20 protein-coding genes are annotated in these 20,519 nt (G+C 50.0%); all 20 read left to right on the top strand.

Going from position 1 to position 20,519, the window contains the following annotated elements:
* Position 1 precedes the first annotated feature (1 nt).
* Positions 2-1,279: a type 4b pilus protein PilO2 gene (gene pilO2 / locus AC0TOY_RS00835; RefSeq protein WP_196106691.1), complete on the top strand. Its 1,278-nt coding sequence runs from the start codon at positions 2-4 to the stop codon at positions 1,277-1,279.
* Positions 1,266-1,775, top strand: a complete 510-nt coding sequence (pilP, locus tag AC0TOY_RS00840; RefSeq protein ID WP_196106692.1) for a type IV pilus biogenesis protein PilP — start codon at positions 1,266-1,268, stop codon at positions 1,773-1,775. The genes pilO2 and pilP overlap by 14 nt, the downstream gene beginning before the upstream one ends.
* A gap of 4 nt (positions 1,776-1,779) precedes the next feature.
* Positions 1,780-3,300 carry a GspE/PulE family protein gene (locus AC0TOY_RS00845; protein WP_196106693.1) on the top strand — a complete coding sequence of 507 codons (1,521 nt, stop codon included), beginning with the start codon at positions 1,780-1,782 and terminating at the stop codon, positions 3,298-3,300.
* Positions 3,290-4,441 carry a type II secretion system F family protein gene (locus AC0TOY_RS00850; protein WP_248083237.1) on the top strand — a complete coding sequence of 384 codons (1,152 nt, stop codon included), beginning with the start codon at positions 3,290-3,292 and terminating at the stop codon, positions 4,439-4,441. The genes AC0TOY_RS00845 and AC0TOY_RS00850 overlap by 11 nt, the downstream gene beginning before the upstream one ends.
* Positions 4,442-4,538: 97 nt before the next feature.
* Complete coding sequence (locus tag AC0TOY_RS00855; RefSeq protein ID WP_043135452.1) at positions 4,539-5,120, top strand: type 4 pilus major pilin; 582 nt, start codon at positions 4,539-4,541, stop codon at positions 5,118-5,120.
* Positions 5,121-5,168: 48 nt separating this feature from the next.
* On the top strand, positions 5,169-5,648 hold the full coding sequence (locus tag AC0TOY_RS00860; protein ID WP_196106694.1) for a lytic transglycosylase domain-containing protein: 480 nt from the start codon (positions 5,169-5,171) through the stop codon (positions 5,646-5,648).
* A complete protein-coding gene (locus AC0TOY_RS00865) occupies positions 5,649-6,293 on the top strand; it encodes a prepilin peptidase (protein ID WP_196106695.1) in 645 nt (214 codons plus the stop codon). It begins immediately after the preceding gene.
* A complete protein-coding gene (gene pilV / locus AC0TOY_RS00870; protein WP_196106696.1) occupies positions 6,290-7,714 on the top strand; it encodes a shufflon system plasmid conjugative transfer pilus tip adhesin PilV in 1,425 nt (474 codons plus the stop codon). Before AC0TOY_RS00865 ends, pilV begins: the two co-directional genes overlap by 4 nt.
* 696 nt (positions 7,715-8,410) lie before the next feature.
* Positions 8,411-9,535: a tyrosine-type recombinase/integrase gene (locus tag AC0TOY_RS00875; RefSeq protein WP_196106697.1), complete on the top strand. Its 1,125-nt coding sequence runs from the start codon at positions 8,411-8,413 to the stop codon at positions 9,533-9,535.
* A gap of 111 nt (positions 9,536-9,646) precedes the next feature.
* The gene (locus AC0TOY_RS00880) at positions 9,647-10,108 is read left to right on the top strand and encodes a DotD/TraH family lipoprotein (protein ID WP_196106698.1); all 462 of its coding nucleotides are present in this window, start codon (positions 9,647-9,649) and stop codon (positions 10,106-10,108) included.
* On the top strand, positions 10,105-10,899 hold the full coding sequence (locus AC0TOY_RS00885; RefSeq protein ID WP_043139477.1) for a type IV secretory system conjugative DNA transfer family protein: 795 nt from the start codon (positions 10,105-10,107) through the stop codon (positions 10,897-10,899). Before AC0TOY_RS00880 ends, AC0TOY_RS00885 begins: the two co-directional genes overlap by 4 nt.
* Positions 10,896-12,053: a plasmid transfer ATPase TraJ gene (gene traJ, locus AC0TOY_RS00890; RefSeq protein ID WP_196106699.1), complete on the top strand. Its 1,158-nt coding sequence runs from the start codon at positions 10,896-10,898 to the stop codon at positions 12,051-12,053. Before AC0TOY_RS00885 ends, traJ begins: the two co-directional genes overlap by 4 nt.
* Entirely contained in the window at positions 12,050-12,310 is a 261-nt protein-coding gene (gene icmT, locus AC0TOY_RS00895) for an IcmT/TraK family protein (RefSeq protein ID WP_192984854.1), read from the top strand. The genes traJ and icmT overlap by 4 nt, the downstream gene beginning before the upstream one ends.
* 14 nt (positions 12,311-12,324) lie before the next feature.
* On the top strand, positions 12,325-15,624 hold the full coding sequence (locus AC0TOY_RS00900) for an LPD7 domain-containing protein (protein WP_196106700.1): 3,300 nt from the start codon (positions 12,325-12,327) through the stop codon (positions 15,622-15,624).
* Between the two features lie 7 nt (positions 15,625-15,631).
* Complete coding sequence (locus tag AC0TOY_RS00905; protein WP_072008254.1) at positions 15,632-16,111, top strand: hypothetical protein; 480 nt, start codon at positions 15,632-15,634, stop codon at positions 16,109-16,111.
* A gap of 16 nt (positions 16,112-16,127) precedes the next feature.
* Positions 16,128-16,844 (top strand): DotI/IcmL/TraM family protein, encoded by a 717-nt coding sequence (locus AC0TOY_RS00910; protein WP_196106701.1) that lies wholly within the window; start codon positions 16,128-16,130, stop codon positions 16,842-16,844.
* A gap of 18 nt (positions 16,845-16,862) precedes the next feature.
* A complete protein-coding gene (locus AC0TOY_RS00915) occupies positions 16,863-17,876 on the top strand; it encodes a DotH/IcmK family type IV secretion protein (protein ID WP_072008255.1) in 1,014 nt (337 codons plus the stop codon).
* 2 nt (positions 17,877-17,878) lie between these two features.
* Positions 17,879-19,144 carry a conjugal transfer protein TraO gene (gene traO, locus AC0TOY_RS00920; protein ID WP_196106702.1) on the top strand — a complete coding sequence of 422 codons (1,266 nt, stop codon included), beginning with the start codon at positions 17,879-17,881 and terminating at the stop codon, positions 19,142-19,144.
* Between the two features lie 9 nt (positions 19,145-19,153).
* The gene (locus tag AC0TOY_RS00925; RefSeq protein ID WP_196106703.1) at positions 19,154-19,969 is read left to right on the top strand and encodes a hypothetical protein; all 816 of its coding nucleotides are present in this window, start codon (positions 19,154-19,156) and stop codon (positions 19,967-19,969) included.
* Positions 19,969-20,496 (top strand): conjugal transfer protein TraQ, encoded by a 528-nt coding sequence (traQ, locus tag AC0TOY_RS00930; RefSeq protein WP_043139498.1) that lies wholly within the window; start codon positions 19,969-19,971, stop codon positions 20,494-20,496. Before AC0TOY_RS00925 ends, traQ begins: the two co-directional genes overlap by 1 nt.
* The last annotated feature ends 23 nt before the right edge of the window (positions 20,497-20,519 follow it).

Below are 20,519 nucleotides of genomic sequence, written 5' to 3' on the forward strand. Positions count from 1 at the left end.
AATGCAGCACAACACTATTATCCATTCCGGCCGTAACATTTGGGTCGCTGGTTTGCTCTGGAAAGTGGCTGAGGCAAACCGAAAACTGGATCACCGGCGCCTCGCGCGAAAAGAAGATGCAGATCATTTCATTTCGTTTGTTCAGCCCTCTGGTGTCCTTATTGGAACGGCCAACCTCAGCCTCACGGGACTAACGCCACGTCAGTCTGGCAACACTTATGCCCTGGCACCAACCTTACTCCCGTTATTAGGTGAAAATGCGTGGGCGGTCTTTGAGCTCGAAGACGGCGGCTATTATTTTGTGGCCACGACTGGCGGTTCTCTATCCCTCCTGTCTGATATTACCGGCGGCCTCGAAGAAATCAGAAAGGCGGTTGAACGTTATCTTAGCTATACCGGCGCTGAAGCAACCACAGTCGCATTTTGCCCGGTAGGGTTTATGCCTGGCCTGAGCGCCCCGAAAGGGGATATCAGTCAGTTACTGGCTTCCCTCACTCGTGAGCGTGTCTTTCGCCTCAAACCGATATCCACACGGCGTCCAGTAGCTATCTGGTCACTTACTCTTTTACTGGCCATCGCAGGATGGTACGGATATACAGTCTGGCAGCATAACCAGGAGCTGAAAGACCTGGAGATAAAGCGACTTGCTATAGAGAACGCCCAGCGGCTGGTTAAGAAAGATCCTCCAAAGCCCTGGGAAAACGTACCTGACGCAAAGGCTTTTATACAGACCTGCAGTGAAGGCTGGAACGTTCAGTTGAGCATGGCGGGATGGCCATTTAAGGCTGCGATGTGCGGCAAGGATGAAAACGGCTTATTCGTCAGATTAGCCTGGCGTAAACCCGAAGGCGGCACGCTGGCACCATTTCGTCAGCGTCTGGCGTACTTTTATCCCGATCTAAAACCATTTTTTAATATTCCCGGTGAGGCCGATACCGGTGGGGTAAAAAAACCGCTAATCGCTGCTATTCGAAGTTCTGCTCAGGAACATATTGGAGACGGTGATGAAATCACACAGCGCTTAACAAATTACGCCCAACAAATACAGGCGAAACTGGTTTTGAGGGAAGACAATAAAGGTAACGTAATTGTTGACGGTAACCTTGTCGATTTACCCTGGCGTACTTATTCATTTCAGCTCGATACCGACATCCCCCCTGAAAATCTATTTGGTCCTGACTTAGATAAATCAGGAATTCGTTTAAATGCAATTACAATGACTTTAAGCAACGCCAGGCTGCATTACATCCTGGAAGGAACACTCTATGCGACTCGCTAAATATATGCTTACCGCTCTGATGATTCAGAGCATTGGCTTTTGCGCAAGCGCAGCGGAAGGCGAAACCGGGAAAGTAGTCTCAACGCCTTCAGCTACGCCAGTTCAGAATCTGACTATTAGTGAACTTGAAAGAATACAGGCTGAGACAGTGCTTTATGAGGCTCGAGCAAATCGTGCGAAAGCAATACTCAACTGGCAAACAAACGGGAATGGGCTTGATGCACCAGTTCCCGTATTAAGCGCGGCAGCCTCAGCAGAGAAGGTTACAGAACAGGCACGGATTGAGCGGTCTGAAAGCGTTCCCCGAATATTAGAAATTGCCGGCAGTGGTGGCCAGCTGACCTGCAGAATGCTCATGCCAGATGGTACTGTAGTGGAGGCAAGGAACGGTCAACGGCTTCCCGGGTCTGTTTATACAGTAGCAAAAATAAGTTCCCAGGGTGTTCAACTGAAAACTGATGCAGGAAAAATAATTTCTCCATCTTTTACGGAGTAAAGCCATGACAGAGGTAGCTCTTCCGTTCGTTCAGAGCGAGGATATTCATATTCCAAATCAGATTGCGACTCGTATCCATTTAAAGGAAGGTGAATCGCCTTCTTTATTTATTTCAGAGAACGATCGTAACGATGTTCAAATCCAGGCTTTCGTAAGGAAAATTACAGATAAAAACAAAGAGACCGTTTTAAGGTTTCTGCCGCTCAATGAAATTCATGCGCTGAACAAAGGTGACAAACTTCAAAGCGACCTACAATTGACCGACTCGCAAAAAAAGGTCGTAGAATTGTTTAGGCTCGCTGTAAATCGAAAGGCATCGGATATTCATATTGCTATTGGTGAAGAGGGGCTTGCGTTTATAAATTTGCGTATACATGGCAGTCTTATTCGAGTAAATACAGTCCCTAAACAAGAGGGATTAACTCTCGCCTCGACCATAATTCTGTCTATGTGTGATGTGACGGAATCTCAGTTCAATAGCAACCGTCCTCAGGACGGGCGCATTGAAGCGAAATATCTCGAAGGCCTGAATTTATTTGGCGCACGCTATTCACATACTCCGACGGTTCACGGGATTCATGCCGTAATGCGCCTGATTCCTGACGACAGCGAAAATCCACCAACGTTAAGCAAGCTGGGTTTTCTGCCCGAACAGCAGAAACTACTCAAGAAAATGTTAGCCACTCCAGAAGGGATGGTCATAATGAGCGGGCCTACAGGGTCCGGGAAAAGTGCAACACTTCGCACACTGGCCAACATGTATCTGAGTTTCCATGACTACGCTCAGAATCTGGTAACGTATGAAGATCCCCCGGAGGGACGGATAAAAGGTGCCGTGCAGTGCCCTATTATTGCCAACAAAAATAACCCGGAAGACGTTCTGCGCGCATGGCGTCTTTATCTTGCAAACACCCTCCGTATTGATCCCGATGCAATTCTGGTCGGTGAAATGAGGGACGCTTTCTCAGCACAGTCCTGTGTAACAAACGCCATGACCGGCCATCTGGTTATGACAACATTACATGCCAACAATCCCTTCAACATCCTTGAACGACTGCTGACGCTTGAAATCAGGCCTGAATTACTTACTGATCCTCAGCTGTTTATTGGGCTGGTCAGTCAGAGGCTGGTTCAGGTGCTCTGTGAGCATTGCTGTTTGAGCTGGGAAGATGTGGTTAAGGATTTGAGCGAAAGCCAGCAACAGCTGATATCTGAAACCTGTGATATCGGCACTACGCGCTTCAGGAATCAAGCCGGATGCAAATGTTGTGAAGAAGGTATTGTAGCTCGCCGTGTGGTGGCCGAAGTGATACATCCTGATGCGCAGTTTATGCTTTGTTTCCGTGAACGCGGAAAACTGGCCGCGCGCGAATACTGGATAAAAAAAATGGGGGGCATAACCCGGAATGCGCACGTTCTGCAACTCGTTAATCAGGGGCTGGTAGACCCCAGGGCGGCGCAGCGTATTTGCCCTCTTGATGAAGATCGGCGGCTTCTGACAGAGGGAGCACAAGATGAAGTATAAAATCGACTCCTTAATGAGCGGACTTTCAGCTCTGTCTTCAAGCACGTTGATAAGTAATGCCAATGAGTTGCGTAAAACCTGTAACCGCTGGATTTACCGAAAAACGTTCTCAACCGGTGATCGACTCAAGCTTTATGAGGAGCTTGCCTTTCTGCTTGGCAATAATCAGCGGCTGAATGTGGCTCTGGAAAATATGCTATCCACTGCATTAAGCGGCGGGCCTGCGGCAGCGCGTGCTTCGGTCTGGCTCGAAGATATTCTTTCAAGCCTTAACAATGGCCTCGCTCTTGATCAGGCTCTGGCGGAATGGGTTCCCCGGGGCGAATGCGCAATAATCAGTTCGGGTCTGCAGGACGGTAACCTTCCCCTGGCGCTGGAGCGAGCCTCGACGGTGGTTCGCGGGATCGCTGAAATGAAGTCGAGTGTCTTCAATGTCCTGGCGTACCCATTTGTTCAGCTGGCGGTGGTGACTGGCCTGCTGAAGATGATCCACGATTACTTTTTGCCTCCACTGTCCCGTATGTTTCCCCGGGAAGACTGGAGCGGTGCAATGTGGTGGCTCGGGATTAGTGCTGATGTTGTGGCCAAACAGGGTATCTGGCTGGGACTGTTTTTCCTGTTATTTTGTGGCTGGACGGTCTGGTCTCTGCCAAACGTAGGGGGACGCCCGCGGCGCATTTTGGATCACCTGATCCCCTGGTCATTGTACCGGGACTTTCAGGGCGTCGTTTTTTTACTGAATGTGGCTGCGCTACTCGGCGCCAACATCAAAACTCTCGATGCCTTAAATAAACTTGCAACCCACGCTTCTCCGTACATGCTGGAGAGGCTTAACGCCATACGACGGCGGGTAAACGCCGGCGACCACCTGGGGCTGGCCATGCGCAACGCCGGGTACAATTTTCCATCACTTGAAACAATTAACAAACTGGTGCTTCTGACTGCAGGGCAGAACAGCGATAACAGTCAAATACTGATTGAGCGATATGCCATGTATATGTTGAAGAACACCATAGTCTCCATGAAGCGGAGAGTTGTCCGCTTATCTCTCGCCTGTTTTTGTCTGATCGGTGCATATATGGGCATGCTGCTATTCGTTATCCAGCAACTGAATGACCTGGCAGATCAAATAGGCAGATAATTTCATATCCATTTTTTTCAAACCCTCGGGAGCCCCAGTCTGGAGCGCCCGGTTCATCGCTGGTCGCTAGACCTGTCTCTTCAACAAGGAAATACCAATGAGTAAACAATGCACTTTACCTGCCACACGGGTTCATCGTGGCGTACTGAGTATCGAGATGGTCATTATTCTGGCCGTACTCGCAATTGCGGCCGTGACCATCTTTCTTAATGCCAGCAGTCTTTTCAGTAAAAATGAAACGTCTACGGAAATGGCCAACGCGCAGCAAATTACCGTTAATACACGAACATTGCTTAAAACCGGGGGCATTTATAGCTTCAACGGCGCCGCGGATATGACTGGCTTGTTAATCAAGTATGACGGCGTACCAAAATCGATGTCGGTAGTAGGTGATGCCTCAAGTGGTACAGCAACTCTAATCAACGTCTGGGGCGGCGCAGTCACCGTCGAGCCAACTGCCTCCAGCGGTGGTAAAACGGGGTTCACTCTGACGTACGATAAAGTGCCTTTGGCAGCCTGCACCGTCATGGCTTCACAAATGTCTTCTTCATATGGTGAAACTACCGTTAACGGAAGTAAGACGGTAGGCACCGTCAGCTCTGCTACTGCAGGAAGCCAGTGCACGAAAGATAACGGTTCAGCAGGTACTAACACCCTGAAATTTACCAGCATGACCTAATCAACCTAACCCGGGCAGGTCACTCCTGCCCGTTCAAGGAGGCATCCGATGAAAGTTATTACTGGACTGCTGGCCCTGTTGGTTGCTGGCTCCTTTTCGATTTCTGCTGCAGCTTTTTGCTTTAAGGAGGCTGGAGCCCGATACCAAATTGACCCACGGTTATTGATGGCCATCGCGCAGCAGGAAAGTGGAATGAACCCCACAATTATCAATACCAACCGAAATAAGTCCGGAAAAGCGGTGAGCTACGATTATGGCGTTATGCAGGTCAATTCAAACCACATCCCCAAATTAATGGGCATGGGGATTATAAAATCAAAGGATGACCTCCTGAATAATCCCTGCCTGAATGTTCAGATCGGAGCCTGGATACTGGCGACACATTTGCAGAAATGCGGTGTGAACTGGTCCTGCCTCGGCTCTTACAACGCGGGTTTTTCTGAGAATAACGAGCAGGAAACGAAACGGCTAAATTATGCCAGAAAGATTTACCGGCGCTATAACATCCAGCTGGCGGGGCATCCCTGAATGAGCCTGACAGCACTGTATCTTTTTGCTCTGCCGATGATTTATCCCGCGGGCAAAAAATTACTGCACATATCCGAATCGTACATAGAGCGAATGGATAGTGAAAGTGAACCGGAAAATCAATTGCACCATGAGCTGCTTAAGGTCTGGCTCATTCTGTGCGTTGTGCTGATTGCGGTTGGTTTGGCCGGGTTTATGGAGCCGGTACAAATCATCAGAGGACTTCTTGTTGGAGCCTGGTGCCTCGTGCTTGCCGCTCTGGATCTGGCGCGTTTCTGGCTTCCATTTCGCTTTACCGCATCACTGGCCATAACTGGCGTTATGTTTTCGATATGGGTACTGCCAGAGCGTCACCCCGCCCAATTGCTGGCAGAAATCAGTTTCATTTTTATTCCCCTGGAGCTGGTTCGCCTGTCGGCGAATTACTTCCAAAAAGATGAGGTATTTGGCAAGGGGGATGTTTGGTTAATCACAGCGCTCGTTTGCTGGTACCCGGCATTCGATGTACTTGCCGTCACGCTAATCGCGTTATTAGCAGCAATTTGTACTGGCGCCATGACCAAGCAACGTTACCTGCCATTTGGCCCGTTTCTCTGCCTGTTCGCCGTTATCCCGGCGTTCACCACACTGGACATAATCATATGAAGAAGAAAATTCACCGTGGCATGGTGAGCATTGAGATTGCTATTGCGCTGGTTATCGTCATGATTGCCGGAATATACGGCATGAGCAGGTACAGCCAGTATTTAACCGAGCTCGAATGGTCTGTTGAGGCGCGCCATATGGATGCTGTAACCGCTGCCGCAAAGAGCTACATCCGTGACAACCGAGAAACACTACAAAATCAGGTTGGCGCGGGTGGAAGCGTAAAACTTACCGGCGCGCAGCTGCAGCAGGCAGGTTATTTGCCGCAGGGGTTTACGCTAACTAACACCAGTGCTCAAACTTTTCAGGTCGCGATTGTTCGCAATCCTTCTGACAATACAAAACTGGTTGGTTTTGTCCTCACACAGGGAGGTCAGCCAATATCTTATAAGGGCCTGCGATATATCGCTCAGTCGATTAATGGCGCCGGTGGTTATATACAGACTACTAATCAGGCCGAAGGGGCATATGGCTCCTGGAAAATGAACTTATCAAGTTATGGTTTGACTGGTGAATCAGGGCGCCTGGCCGTTTGGCTTTCCTCCGATGTTCTCGGAGCTGACGATCAGGAAAGCGATCGTCTTTATCGTTATGCATTAGCTAGCCGGCCTGAACTCAATCGCATGCACACAGCGATAGATATGAACAATAATAATTTAAACAACGTCGCAACGGTCAATGCGAAAACAGGTGCTTTCACTGAAAACGTCACTGCAAAAAATGGCAATTTCAGTGAAGGGGTAACTGCCAAAAATGGGACGTTCTCAGAAAATATTAATGCCAAAAATGGTGTTTTCTCTCAGGGTATAACAACTGGCTCAGATATTCGTTCTAACGATGGTTGGCTAATTACTCAGAACTCCAAAGGCTGGATGAACGCTACCCATGGCGGTGGATGGTATATGTCCGATGACGACTGGATGCGTAGCCTTAATAATAAAAACGTGTTTACTGGGGGGGAGATTCGTGGTGGTGCATTGACCTCTGAAGGTAGACTCACGATCGGCGAGTATTCCTTACACCAAAAAGTGGAAGTTGCCGGCACAGCCTGTCCGCAAATCGGTCTTCAAGCGCGTGATGCTTCTGGTGGCGCACTTTTCTGTCAATCCGGTGTGTGGAAGTCTTCTGGCTCCTCGGTAAATATTGGTGAAGGAATAATCGACTATGGTTCCCACATGGAAGAGTTTGGCACGGTCTACCAGATTCCGGATGATTCATGCGTGACTGTCAATTATCCAAGACCTATGAGGACTGTTTTTGCCATCAACGTCAGCATAGTAAATAACCGGAATACGAGTGGTGGTGAGATATCAAGCGCTTATGCAACAAAGCTCAACGTAAGCCAATTTCAAATCTGCGTAAAAAATAAGGGCTTCTCAGCTAAGCAGGACGTGGAATGGCGGGCAATTGGAGTGTCTTAACTTCTCCCAAAGGCTCTACTCCTTCTCTGTCAAATCCGGCCTTGACGCCTTAGGTAGTAGAAGCCACCGATAGCGACTTCTACTACCAGGCCGGATGTTCCGAAGAATTGTTATTTCTAGTTGAGGCAAACTGCATCGCAACGATAATTTGAGTAATGTTGGGGAGTGCTTTGCAGTAACCAGTTGCTGCCCGACTTTGTTACCTCGCAGCTTGAAGTATCATCATCATAGCCAATTTTGATCACTCGAACGTAACTTAAAGCGCACATCGAATGCTGCCCCATGTCTATCTTATTGTTAGGAAAAGTTGAGCTGTAGGTGGTGACTTTCTCGTCTGCACCCAGCTTACCCCACACACCGGATTGACAGCTTAGTTAGAGGTGCAGTTTACAATGGCCTGAAAGCATGCATCTCCCTTCGAGTTGTTCGGTAACGAAATGATGAACCGGTTGTTATCAGGATCGAGCACCATTGAATCTGGTGAGTTGTGGTTAGATCCACTTGACCAACCTCTTAACCCATATGAACCTCCAATAGCCACTGTTCCCGTTGGACAATAGGCATAAATAGTTGCGTGATTCACGCATGATGTTTCGCCATATATAGTCTGCATTTTTATTTTTGACGCACCTGACCACACACCGGATTGACAGAAATAATAGCGGAACTATGATTCCCAGCTTTTGGGGTAAACACATGCTGAGAAAACGCCTAAAAAACATGCAACTATCCACGGCGTTGGATAAATATTATGAAACGGTATCACGCTATAAACGAGGTGCATCCCAAGAATTTTATCGGGTCAATGTAATAAAAAGACAACCACTGGCTCAAATGATGATGGATAAAATATCATCAGTAGATATTGCGGATTATAGGGATAAGCGATTATCAGATGTAAATCCGAAAACAGGTAAGCGCATAAGCGGCAATACTGTGCGGTTAGAGATGGCATTGCTGTCAAATTTGTTTAGCATTGCCCGTATTGAATGGGGAACCTGTCGAAGTAACCCAGTTGAGCTTGTACGTAAACCTAAACCATCACCCGGGCGCGAACGCCGATTATCCAAAAAAGAAGAAAGGCAGCTTAATGATTATTTTAGGAATAAGAGTACGGAGTTGTATTGCATATTTCAGTTAGCCCTGGAAACAGCGATGCGCCAAGGTGAAATTCTTTCTCTAAAATGGGCTAATATCAGCTCTGATTACAGCCAAGCATTCCTTCCTGAGACAAAAAACGGTCACGCCCGAACTGTACCTTTTACAAAAAGGGCAAGAGACATCCTTAAAACAATGACGCCGTTTATATCAGAGCGGGAAACGGTATTTTCATACTCTTCGAACGGTTTCAAATCAGCCTGGCGCAAAGCTGTTTTAAGTTTAGAAATAGAAGATTTGCACTTTCACGACTTAAGACATGAAGCTATTTCGCGTTTCTACGAATTAGGGACGCTAACGGATTTAGAAATAAGTGCTATCTCAGGACACAGAACTCTTACCATGCTTAAAAGATATGCACATATTAAGACAACGTATTTAGTCAAGAAACTAAACACGAGAAAGAAAAAAGGAAATACACCTGACCTCTTTATGCCATACCCAGCAAAAGTTTCCTGCTTTGAAAATGGCACGGTTGAGCTACATTTCCCTGATTTTGAGGAACTTAACGTAATCGGAAAAACGTACGAAGAAACGGTATCTTATGCTTCATCAGCGCTTCTGAGAGAGCTGGCCATCCGATTAAAACAAGGGCATTTCATACCTTTCCCTAGCAACATAATACCGGATGACCATACGTATACCGTTATTTCTCCAGTCTAACTCGAAGCTGGCGCCAGCCGGCTTCTTTAATCATCATTCCAAACTCTAACCCTTTATATTCCACCCGGCCGGTTTGTTCGGCTCTATTCATCATTTTCTCGAGAATGACCTATGAAACGACACGTACTCGCGGCGCTGCTGCCTCTGTTGCTTGCTGGTTGTCAAACAGCCTCTGAGGTTGATTGCAAACCAGCCATCCCAAACAGTAATTTACAAGCCAATGCCAACGCCAGTCAGGCAGGTATGACGACATTATTGAAGTCTGGCGCCATTAATCAGAAAGCCTTCCAGTTAGGAAATGGAATAACTGCCAATAGTCAACGAATCAGCATTGAATGGGATGGTGATGCAGTTGAGTTGTTAAATACCCTCGCCAAACAACGTGGTTATCGATTTGTCTATACCGGCACCCGGCTGCCGCTTCCTGTCAATGTGCATGTGAATAATATGACGTTTGAGCAGGTCCTCGATCTCGTTCGTGTCCAGACTGGCTGGCGAGCAAAATTAGTTCAGGAAGGCGTTGAGTTACGGCTTTACTTTACGCTCCCGGATAAAGGGGGTCGTCTCGCATGAAACAATTCGCACTGGCAGGCCTTATGCTGTTCTGTGCTTTGTCGGCTTATGCAGATGAGATGGATGCTCCTCCCGGAGATATTTCCTCTTATTTGAATCCTGAGATAAACGATTTCAATGGCCTCAGCGAAACCGTGTGGCAGATGCTGAATGATGCCGGCCGAACGATCGGATTCCAGGGCGGAAAGGCGCAACGTTCATACGAACTCAGGCAGGCTCTTATCACAAGGGACGATATCCTGAGTAAAACTTATGACTTTCGTCCTCTGATAAGTCGCCAGGGATACTTACCACCGGTCATCGCAACATCAACCGACCTTGCACATATCACTGCAGATCAAATCCGTACGGCTTACAGAACATACAACATCATTGTCCCGGCTCGGTTCGTTAGCAACCCTCCCGGCTGGCGTTCATACCTTTTACTGGGACTTTCAGGTAAACGCATTGATGCCCCGGATGCTGCGGTTCGGCCAAAAAACAGCAAAGAGAAAGCCGTGTGGGAGGAAGCGATTCGCAAGGGGTGGGAAGAAGGACGCCAAAGCGCAGATCGCGCGCTGGAAGCAAACTTTAACCGTCTTACCCGCGATTACACCGGCATGCTCCGTTACTCCACGCTTCTTCAGCAGGGCATTATCCAGGCACCAGACATCAAAGAAACTCAGCAAAGTGTAACCGGCACCAGGGATGAGTTGATGATCGGTGACAAAGTGAAACGCATTCAGGACCCGGCTGGTTTTGTTGTTGATAAAAACCGCTGGAAGCCCTCAGTTCGTAAGGAACCACAATGACATTCCCTTCATTCGACTTCCATGCGCATGGCGGCATTACGGGAGATGGTCTGAGATCATTTCTCGTCCATTGCGCCAAAAACAACGTGTCCGATATTTTTCTGCAAGGTGGCGGACCGTTGGTTGTGGATTTGCATGGCCGCAAAATTCGCGCCAGCGAGTTTCGTATTGAACCACCTCAGTTAACCCGGTTAATGGATGACGTGTTTTCGGAGCAGATCAAGGGCGACCTGAAGGCGGGAAAAGGGGTTGATAGAGCACTGCAGCTGACCGGCGATATGTATAAGCGCTACGGACTGGAACGCGGTGAAAGCCAGCGCTTTCGCTGTAATTTTGTCCAGGCAACGATCGGCGATTACGACACGGTACCGGCACTGACTCTAAGGACGATCCCAACGGTCATACCGGAGCTCGACACGTTGGGGCTTGAAGATGATTTGCTGCCTTGTCTGATGCCTCACAATGGGCTTGCTTTGATCACCGGCGAAACCGGGTCAGGTAAATCCACCCTTATGGCGTCGATTTATCAATATATCGCTCATAACGATCCCGACCGTAAGATAGTCACAGCTGAAGACCCAATCGAGTTCCTGCTGAATTTTCCCAAAGCGATACTGATGCCTGAACAGTCACAAATAGGCCGGGACGTAGCGTCATTCGCGGAACATCTTCGACTGACCTTGCGCCGCGCGCCTGGCGTGATTGGCGTAGGTGAAATTCGTGACCTGGAGACACTGAGCGGCGCTATTGTGAATGGACAGTCAGGGCACTTCTGTTTGTCCACTATGCACACGAACTCTCCTGGCGAAACAATTCCCCGCGCACTGATGCTGGTACCTGAGAATCAGCGTGAAGCGATGGCATGGAATTTACTCAGTAACCTGCGGTATGTCGTTACCCAACGCCTGCTCCGGACAACAGACGGCAAACGCCAGTCGATAAGGGAATATCTCGTTTTCGATGATGAAGTAAAAATCGAACTCGGTAAGTTGAAACATACTCAGTGGCGTACGTGGATCGATAACCACCTGAGTGAGCGCGGTGAACGAATGAGTGATAAAGCCTGGGCTCTTTTTGAGAGTGGGCGTATCAACGAAAAAGAGCTACTCACTGTCATTTCCCAACGTGAATTAGACAGGAGGGCAGCGATGTGAAAACCAGCCAATGGCGAGACGCAGGGCGACGGCTTGAAATTGCGGGTGTGCCGGTCGTTCTCTTCTCATTGTATGCCGCATGGTTTCAGTGGCCAGAAACAACAACGTTCTACATCGTCACCGGCATCATTATTTTTTTCCGCATCCTCTCCTTCTTCGGTTTCACCATCACCATTTTGTGGCAACGCCTTCTCCGCCTACTGCGGGGCCTTCGACTGACGGGTCGTCCGTGGTGGTACCGCAAGTTCTTTGAGTAACGAGGAACAAAACAATGCAAAAACGTACTTACCTGGCCATTACCAAGGAAGCAAAAAAGGAAGCCCTTCGCGCTGCAGGCCGGCTTCCTAACGGAGATTACGCTCTCGAATATGACAGATCGCAAAAAGTATGGTTTGCGAAAGCCGAGGCAGATCTTGAAAAAGTTAAGGCCTGGCTACCTGAAAATATCGTTACAGGACAATCCAATACTGTCACCGAAAATTTATCGCCTGCAGAAGAGTTCGCCCAGAAACTGGAGGATGCCGGTTTTATTCTTCCGGATAACGGTTTGCCGGAAATGGACGGAAAACGGCACAGGGTCGCAACGGAGGGAGATAAACCTGGGACCAAATCTGGTATCTACCAGGGTTATCTGGATGGCCGCCCTGCTGGCTGGTACCAGAATCATCGCTCCAGTGAGGGAAAAGTAAACTGGACCTCGACGGGTACATACCAGTATGACCCGGTAGAAGCCATCAAACAGCGGGCACTCGCTGCACAGAAGCGCTGGGACAGAGAGATTAAAGCGCATGATGATTATGCTCGTATCGCTAAAACACTCTCGAGCCAGTGGTCGAAAATGCCAGATGCGCCAGACACACATGCGTATCTTGCCCGCAAAGGGGTTACCGCCAGTGCAGGGGTAAAGCTGGATAAGTACGATAACCTTGTCATTCCACTTCGTAACACAGATAGCGAGCTGCGGTCGCTGCAGTACATCAAACCGGACGGCACAAAAAACCTGAAGAAGGGTGCTGAGAAGACAGGAAATTACTTTGTCGTTGGGGGGGAGCTGAATCCGCAAGTGCCTCTTCTTTACGCAGAAGGATATGCCACCGCAGCAAGCCTCCATCAGGCCACCGGTATGCCGGTAATAATGACGGTTGACGCCGGCAACATGGTGACAGTGTCACGCAAGCTTAGTGAATTGTATCCCGATTCTGCGCACATCATTTTAGGTGAAGATGACTTCACAAAAGATGATAACAAAGGCCTCAATAAAGCCCGCGAGGCCGCAGAAGCTATCGGTGGCACTTACATCATCCCGCAGTTCACCGAAAGCGAACGTGCCCTTGCTTTTGCCGGCGCAGGTTCATTCAGTGATTTTAATGACATTCACGCCTCCCGCGGTATCGATGCCGTTCGCGATCAACTTGCGCCTGTGCTCGACCCGTTGCTTCCTGACTGGCGTCAGGCCTTTAATGAGAATAACTCTATGCCAGACAATCAAATCTTACCGGAGCCACCAACAGAGCATGACGCTGGTCCTGCACAAGAAGAGGTAGACCTTTCAGAATATGCAGACTTCATGAGCCAGGCGCCTGCCAGCCCTGTACCAGAAGACAGCATTCCTGGTAACACCCACGCAGAACCTGTTACTGAACCAGGCCTGACCGCGGATGCAGTTACGGTATCGCCGGCAGCAGAGACCTCGCCAGAATCAACAGCGCAGCTCTCTGAGCATAACGGCCATGTACCTGTTCCTGATGCTGAACAGCCCAAACCGGAAGTCGAACTGATTGATAAGCCGGTGCAACCTGAAGAGGTTGTTGAACCTCTTCAGCCACTCGCTCCTGAGCCTGCACCAGAAGAGCCTGTACAGATGCCCACACCAGGTGTGGTTGAAGCTTCAGAAACAGAGCCAGTCGTTAAACCGAAAGAACCTGTATCAGACGAGCCTGTGAATTCTGATACCACTGAGCCTGAGATTATGGCGCCCGCCGGCGACAGTGAACCAGCGGCAGCCGAAAATGGGTTTAACTTTACCTTTGGGCGCCATGCGGGTGATATCAGCCCGGGCGATGACCCTACACCTCTGATAAATCTTGATGAGCTGCTTCAGGGGCTGACAAGCCGTCAGGAAGGCAGAACCTGGATTTATTCGCTCGATGGACAGGATGCTTTCCGCGATTACGGCGACCGCATTGTAATGGCCACTCCCGAAGCCAGCGAGAATGACCGAATGATCCTCGCGGCGCTCCTTTCAGCCAAAGCGAATCAACGTGGTGCAGTTGAAATTACGGGCAGTGACGAATTTATTCAGCGAACTATGGGGCTGATCGCTGATCACAACATCGATGTCCATTTCAAAAATCCTCAGCAGCGAGAGCAATTTGAGGCGCTACTGAAAGCCCGGGTCGAGAATACCGTCCCACAAAATGGTCTGAATATCGGTCCTGAATCAGGTCCTGAAACCTCAGCGCCTGTATCGCCGGCACCTGGTCCTGGTGTAGCGGAACCAGCAGTATCGGATAGTAGTGCCAGGCCGAAAGAAGCAACGGAGCAGGCAGTCACACCGGAATTAAGCGTCCTGGATAAAGAAACCTTGCGCACAGGCCTGACTGGAAAACTGCTCGATGCCGGAAAGGCACCGTATAAGTTTGATAAATCAAACTCCGAAAGCTTTTACGTGCAGATGCGTACCAAAAGCGGCAACAAAACGTACTGGGGCGTCGAGCTGGAGCAGGCGTTAAAGGACAGCGGTAATCAGCCTGGCGATATGGTCAAACTGCAGTATCTCGGGAAGAAGGCCGTCACCGTCAATGTGCCGGTGAAAGATGCCGATGGCAATGTGACAGGTTTTGAACGACTTGATACGCATCGTAACCACTGGACAGTAACCCCCGCCCTCGACAACCAACTCCTGGTAGCTGACAAGCATGCAGTGGCACCGGCGGAACTGGCCGCTTACGACGGCAATGCGTTCTGGAAACTGCAGCAGCAGATTATTCAGAATAACAATCTGCCACTTTCTGCACCTGCACCCAGCGGACACGGGTTGCTCTACACCAGTCCTGATGGAAAGGGTCAGATTGCGCCTGAGGTACCGCCAGTAAACGCCCCCGTACCGAATCATTCTAAAGCTGCGGGTTCTGTAGTAATGGCGGCGCTGGATGATAAGGGTGAACTACTGGCTCATCTGGTGAAAGGCCACGGGGATTATCTGCAGGGGGTTATTCGTCATGAAGGTGAATTGAAAAATGTCCTTGCGCGAATCTGCACGACAGAGAAAGGCAATACGTATCTTGCCTTAAACAGCGTACAGGACAACGGCAAACTCCAGCTGATTGGCCACGCTTCAGCAGTTAACACGCTCAGGAACGCGGAAGTGAACTACGACACTTTTGCATTTCAGATGAAGGGCAAGGACGAGCACAAATTTGCGGTTCCCCTGATATCTCCAGAAAAGATCCCGCCGGCACTGCACAGCAAACTGGGTTTCTCGCAGGCATATGCGCCACCTAAATCCGAGGAGCCGGTTCAGACACCTCATGTACAGGCTAAGCCGGCTATTCAACCACAACCGATGTGAGGTCATCATGCACAACATACGTCGCACCCTTTTATCCACATTAATCTGCCTGGCGTGCATCCCTTTTGCTGATGCAGCGTCCTGCAGAGCGGGTACTGCTGCGCAGGCAGGAAGTCAGGCCGGTTACAACCGGGCTAAAGAAGCAGCCGAGGCATGGTCGCAGCGGCAAAATAATGTTTCCGCATCACTCGGGGATTGCCTGGGAAATATTTCAACGACGATTACAGCGCCAACATTCCCCAATCTGGCCGATGCCTTAAACCAGATCGGCCAGAAAATTTGCTCTGCAGCGCGCGATAAAATTAATGACTATGTTCCCTCAACAATCGACCCATGGGGTGATTTGCCTTCAACTGCAAGTTTATCGTCTTACAGCTCATACATCCCGGCCACTCAGTCCCGTTCTGCCGTTCAGCTGCAGGCAACACCGCAACCAGCTGCAGGTGATTCAGGGACAGGCTCATCATCCTTCATATCCCTGAACTGATGGAAGACACGCAGAAATGAAAAAGAAATCAGCCTCCCAAAAGGAGGCTTCTCCTGTGGTAGATGAAGCCCAGCGCAAATCTGACGACTCGATGATTCCATTTATGGATGCACTGGAGTTACAGCAAAAAAACATGCTTAACGCTGGCTTCGCCCGGAAAGCACTCCAGGTTGCGCTTATCGCCTGTACGGTAAGCGCTCTCCAGTTTCCTGTTAACGCCTGGCTGGTCTACAAGGTGGCTAACCCGCCCACAAAATACTTTGCGACCAATAAGGGTAGCGTTTTGAAGCAGGTTCCCACTGATGAGCCTGCTTACAAAGATGACGATGTAATCGACTTTGGCGATAAGCTCATACGTTCAGCGTTCCAGCTCGACTTTAAGAACTACCGGACGCAAATAAGCGATCAGCAACAGAAATTCTCTGAGGAAGGTTTCGCCAGCTACTACAACGCGCTGACGAATTCGAATCTGTTCTCCAAGGTGAAAACTGAAAAAATGCTGATGTCTGCAAACGTCACCCGCAAAGGGATGATTTACCGGCGTGGCCAGGAAAGCAAAAACGGACCGTATATGTGGGATATTCAGTACCCGGTCACTCTGAGCCTTGACGGTCAAACCAGAAGCTTACCTTCGCAAAACTTCATCTTCATCGTTCGCATCCAGCGCACGGATGTCTCGCTCAAGCCAGAGGGTATTGAAGCAGTGTCAATTATCACCCGAGACGCTGGCTAACTTTATTCAGGTAAAAAAATGAAATATTTGATTATTCCGGCTGTAGCGATCGCGCTATCAGCTGCACCTGCGCTTGCCGCTGACTGGGCCCCAGCCCAAACAGGAAACACCCCGACAACCGAGTTACCAGCTGCACCTGCGCCAACAACACCAACAGCCCAGACCAACAACCAGCCACCGCAGGAAAACGTTCAGACAGATATAACAGCACCTCTTCGACAGTCCGCGCCGCCAGCCCCCCCTACCTCAGCTCAAGCCTGGGCAATGAGCCAGGCTAATCCACTAGGGGATCAGCAGGGGATTGAAATGGTTGGTGAAGTCATGGACGGTGCTAGTCGTGGCCGCGCCTGGCAGGCTGCTGATATCGTCCCCCGGATCTCAACACTAACCATTAACCTGTCACCCGGCGCTTCTTTACCTGTGTTAAGGACCACAACATTTCAGGCCAGTACAGTCATGTTCACTGACAACACTGGCGCGCCCTGGCCACTGGCTGCCCCGCCTTACAACGGGAATTCAACGGGTTTTGCGGTCAATTTCATTCCTGAAAGTAGTGTGATGACCGTACAGGCCAAACGTTTATATGATCGTGGAAATGTAACGGTCTATTTGAAAGGTCTGGCGGTACCGATAATTATCGACCTGAACAGCGGTGAGGCCAGCAACCAGGCGAAATCACGCGTAATAGACAGTCGTCTGGATCTTCGTATCCCTCAGCGCGGGCCACAGGCTAAAAAACTTCCTACCGGACAGACGAAAATTGGCCTGAATAATCCAACACTTCAGGCGTTTCTCGACGGCGTGCCACCAAAAGAAGCGCGCCGGCTAAAAACACAGGGTGAGTTACCTGATACACAGGTATGGCAGATGGGTGACGATCTCTATATCCGCACACGCAGCGAAATTCGCGATGAATTTGAGCTGACACAGGCTTCCGGCGATGGAACCTGGCTCTATAAATTACCTCTCACGCCTGAGGTTGCCTTTTCCCGCGCCGGCAAAACTGTCTATTTATCAATTTCTCTGGAGTAATTATGGGAGCAGATAAAGACGTCGGCCGGGACGTCAAAAAAACCGGCATTATCTTCGTCACTGTTATTTTTGTGATACTTGCGGTTGGGTTCCTGTTGGTTTCGTGGATGAGCGCACCACAGTCGGTATCCAAAATCAACGTGGATAAAGCTGCAGGCGGTTCAGGAAAAGCAGCTCCGGAAACGCCGCAGTACCATAAAATTCTTCGTGAGAACAACGAAGCTGGGGCAAAACAGGCCCAGGCCGCAAACTCCAGCTTCATTGCATCAATTGGTTCCGGCACTGTACGTCAGGTTCCCCCAATAGATGCGACCCCAGCTCCGCCGCCCGTGCCTAAGCCAGCTCCAGAAGCTCAGTATGCTCAGCAGCAACATGTGCCCCAGCAAAGTCTTGACCCTGATCGTAAAAAAGCACTTGAGGCCTTGTTGAAAGAACTCGTAGCACAGCGGGTTGCTCCCACGGGCGAACTGGCAGGTGTCGCCGGCAATATGACCGTAACCGCAGGGGCACAGGCGGGAAATGCCGGAGAGAGCAGAGCCGTTAACGCCTATTCAGGATGGACTGAAAGTCTGGCACCAGTAACTGTGCAGCCGGCATCTTACAACTCTGGCCAGAATGCTAATCGCGTTTTAATCCCCATGGGAAGCCGCCCCGGTGCGGTGATTGATACTGAGATTGACTCCGACAATACCAATTCGGATGTACTGGCTCATATTCCGGCCGGTCCTTATCAAGGGGCTCAGTTGGTGGCCAGAGGAATTCAGCTTGCAGGAGACGGGGTTAAGATCCATTTCACCCAGATGAACTGGAACGGAGACACATGGCGCGTCGATATTTCGGCAGCTATGCCTGATACGCTCCGATCCTCCGTTGCCTCGAGCGTGAATAATCGATACGGCACCCGAGTTATATTGCCGGCAATCGCTCATGGTCTTGGGCTTGGTGGCCAGCTCTATGCCAGCGCCAACACTCAGATACTGAGTAATAATTACAGCCAAATCGAGGGCCGTGTTGGCATGCCAAATGGTGAAGCTGTCGCCGGTACCATTTTAGGTGGTGCAGCTCAACAGGCAGGCCAGGTGATCGCAAACGATGCTCAGAAGTTACCTGTGAAGCAGGTGATAGTCGATCGTGGCCAACCTGTAGCGCTTCTTTTCATGTCAGCTGTGACTGAAAACGACCGAGTCACCAACTCTACTCCAACCAGCACAAACACAGGTACTCGCCAGCCCTCAGCTGGGTCCTTACTGCCTGCAGCTCAACCCTAAGGGACCATCATGAAAGATAGTTTTTTTGATCCGGACCTGGAGCCGGAGGATTCCGCATTACCTGAAGTTACTGCAATTCCCGAAAATGAGAGAGAGCCCCAGTCAGACAAGACGCCAGCAAAAGAAGTACCTGCAGCGCCTAAATGGGGGCTGTGGGGTTATGACCTTAAAACGCTACTGCTTGCCGGCGCTGCCGTGATTGCACTTCTGGCGTATGCGTTTTGGCCAGATGAACCGCCAGCCCGGGCGCTTATTCCTGATCCACCCACACCTGCTCAGCAGGAGGTGAAAGCAGGGCAAGAGCTCACTGCCCCTGGTAAACAGGACAGCGATCTGAATTCACCCGCTCCTGATGAATTGACAGAGCCAATGCCATCCCAGCCACTGCCTGAAGACAGTGATCGGGAGCTTACCGGAACGACAGGGTCCTTCGATAACAAGAAGGTCAGTGAGCTTAAGGAGTACGGCGAAGCAAACCGGCAGGCAATAACACTCCTGAATGACAGGGTAAGGGATAGCGAAAAACGCCTGGCTGATATCGAGGCAAAGTTAAATAGCCTCAGTACAAAGCAGGCGGCTTCACCTCAGAAGGGCACCGCCACTACGACCGCTCGCCGCGTGAAAAACGTATCAGCAGCCGGCAGTAGCGGCCTGAAAGGCTGGCGCATTAACACCGTATATCCGGGGATGGCCTGGATAACCCATAACGGTAGTACATGGTCCGTCCAGCCCGGGGATCAGGTAAATGGCCTGACAATCCGCAGCATTGATGCTGAGCGTCGAATCGTCGTAACCAGTAAAGGCGTAATTCGCCAGGGGGATTGATGGACGCTATCCAAATCCTGGTCCACGTAGCTGACAACCTAAAGACCAGCGGCATACGTCTCATTCTGGCACTGGGGTTATTTTTTGGCGCCCTGGGCTGTCTGGGCACCCTGGTATCGGTCGTCAAGCGCTCCCGCAGCGGTAAGCCGGCAAACGGCATGAAAGCCCTGGCGTCATTTTGTCTGGGCGGTGCTCTCATCGCCATGCAGCAAATGATGAACAAAGCGGCTCACACGCTGAGTTTCGGAGATGTGTCATTCGATGCCATCGCCTATGCCCCCGAATCTATGGGGCAGGCGAAACTGGCCATCGATGCCGTCTTAACGCTTCTGCGTGTGGTCGGGGTTTTATTTTTTTATATGGGCATCAGACGAGCCAGAAGGTCCCTGGTTGATGGCCATACCGGCTTGTCAGCCCGTGAAGATGTTTCCACCGGAATAGTTATGGGAGTTGTTGGCATCCTGCTGGCGTGTAATCCCGAACTACTTAATGCACTGCAAAAAACACTGGGTTTAACCTGGAATTAATTCAACAACAAAGAGGTAGTAAT

The organism is Enterobacter sp. PL_is379, assembly GCF_055817355.1.

What these genes read in the sequence shown, in the direction of transcription:
- traO (WP_196106702.1), top strand. Translation starts at nt 17,879, where the DNA reads ATGGGAGCAGATAAAGACGTCGGCCGGGACGTCAAAAAAACCGGCATT.
- AC0TOY_RS00905 (WP_072008254.1), top strand. Translation starts at nt 15,632, where the DNA reads ATGCACAACATACGTCGCACCCTTTTATCCACATTAATCTGCCTGGCG.
- traQ (WP_043139498.1), top strand. Translation starts at nt 19,969, where the DNA reads ATGGACGCTATCCAAATCCTGGTCCACGTAGCTGACAACCTAAAGACC.
- AC0TOY_RS00845 (WP_196106693.1), top strand. Translation starts at nt 1,780, where the DNA reads ATGACAGAGGTAGCTCTTCCGTTCGTTCAGAGCGAGGATATTCATATT.
- AC0TOY_RS00865 (WP_196106695.1), top strand. Translation starts at nt 5,649, where the DNA reads ATGAGCCTGACAGCACTGTATCTTTTTGCTCTGCCGATGATTTATCCC.
- AC0TOY_RS00925 (WP_196106703.1), top strand. Translation starts at nt 19,154, where the DNA reads ATGAAAGATAGTTTTTTTGATCCGGACCTGGAGCCGGAGGATTCCGCA.
- AC0TOY_RS00850 (WP_248083237.1), top strand. Translation starts at nt 3,290, where the DNA reads ATGAAGTATAAAATCGACTCCTTAATGAGCGGACTTTCAGCTCTGTCT.
- AC0TOY_RS00880 (WP_196106698.1), top strand. Translation starts at nt 9,647, where the DNA reads ATGAAACGACACGTACTCGCGGCGCTGCTGCCTCTGTTGCTTGCTGGT.
- AC0TOY_RS00875 (WP_196106697.1), top strand. Translation starts at nt 8,411, where the DNA reads ATGCTGAGAAAACGCCTAAAAAACATGCAACTATCCACGGCGTTGGAT.
- traJ (WP_196106699.1), top strand. Translation starts at nt 10,896, where the DNA reads ATGACATTCCCTTCATTCGACTTCCATGCGCATGGCGGCATTACGGGA.
- AC0TOY_RS00855 (WP_043135452.1), top strand. Translation starts at nt 4,539, where the DNA reads ATGAGTAAACAATGCACTTTACCTGCCACACGGGTTCATCGTGGCGTA.
- pilP (WP_196106692.1), top strand. Translation starts at nt 1,266, where the DNA reads ATGCGACTCGCTAAATATATGCTTACCGCTCTGATGATTCAGAGCATT.
- pilV (WP_196106696.1), top strand. Translation starts at nt 6,290, where the DNA reads ATGAAGAAGAAAATTCACCGTGGCATGGTGAGCATTGAGATTGCTATT.
- AC0TOY_RS00885 (WP_043139477.1), top strand. Translation starts at nt 10,105, where the DNA reads ATGAAACAATTCGCACTGGCAGGCCTTATGCTGTTCTGTGCTTTGTCG.
- AC0TOY_RS00910 (WP_196106701.1), top strand. Translation starts at nt 16,128, where the DNA reads ATGAAAAAGAAATCAGCCTCCCAAAAGGAGGCTTCTCCTGTGGTAGAT.
- pilO2 (WP_196106691.1), top strand. Translation starts at nt 2, where the DNA reads ATGCAGCACAACACTATTATCCATTCCGGCCGTAACATTTGGGTCGCT.
- AC0TOY_RS00860 (WP_196106694.1), top strand. Translation starts at nt 5,169, where the DNA reads ATGAAAGTTATTACTGGACTGCTGGCCCTGTTGGTTGCTGGCTCCTTT.
- AC0TOY_RS00900 (WP_196106700.1), top strand. Translation starts at nt 12,325, where the DNA reads ATGCAAAAACGTACTTACCTGGCCATTACCAAGGAAGCAAAAAAGGAA.
- AC0TOY_RS00915 (WP_072008255.1), top strand. Translation starts at nt 16,863, where the DNA reads ATGAAATATTTGATTATTCCGGCTGTAGCGATCGCGCTATCAGCTGCA.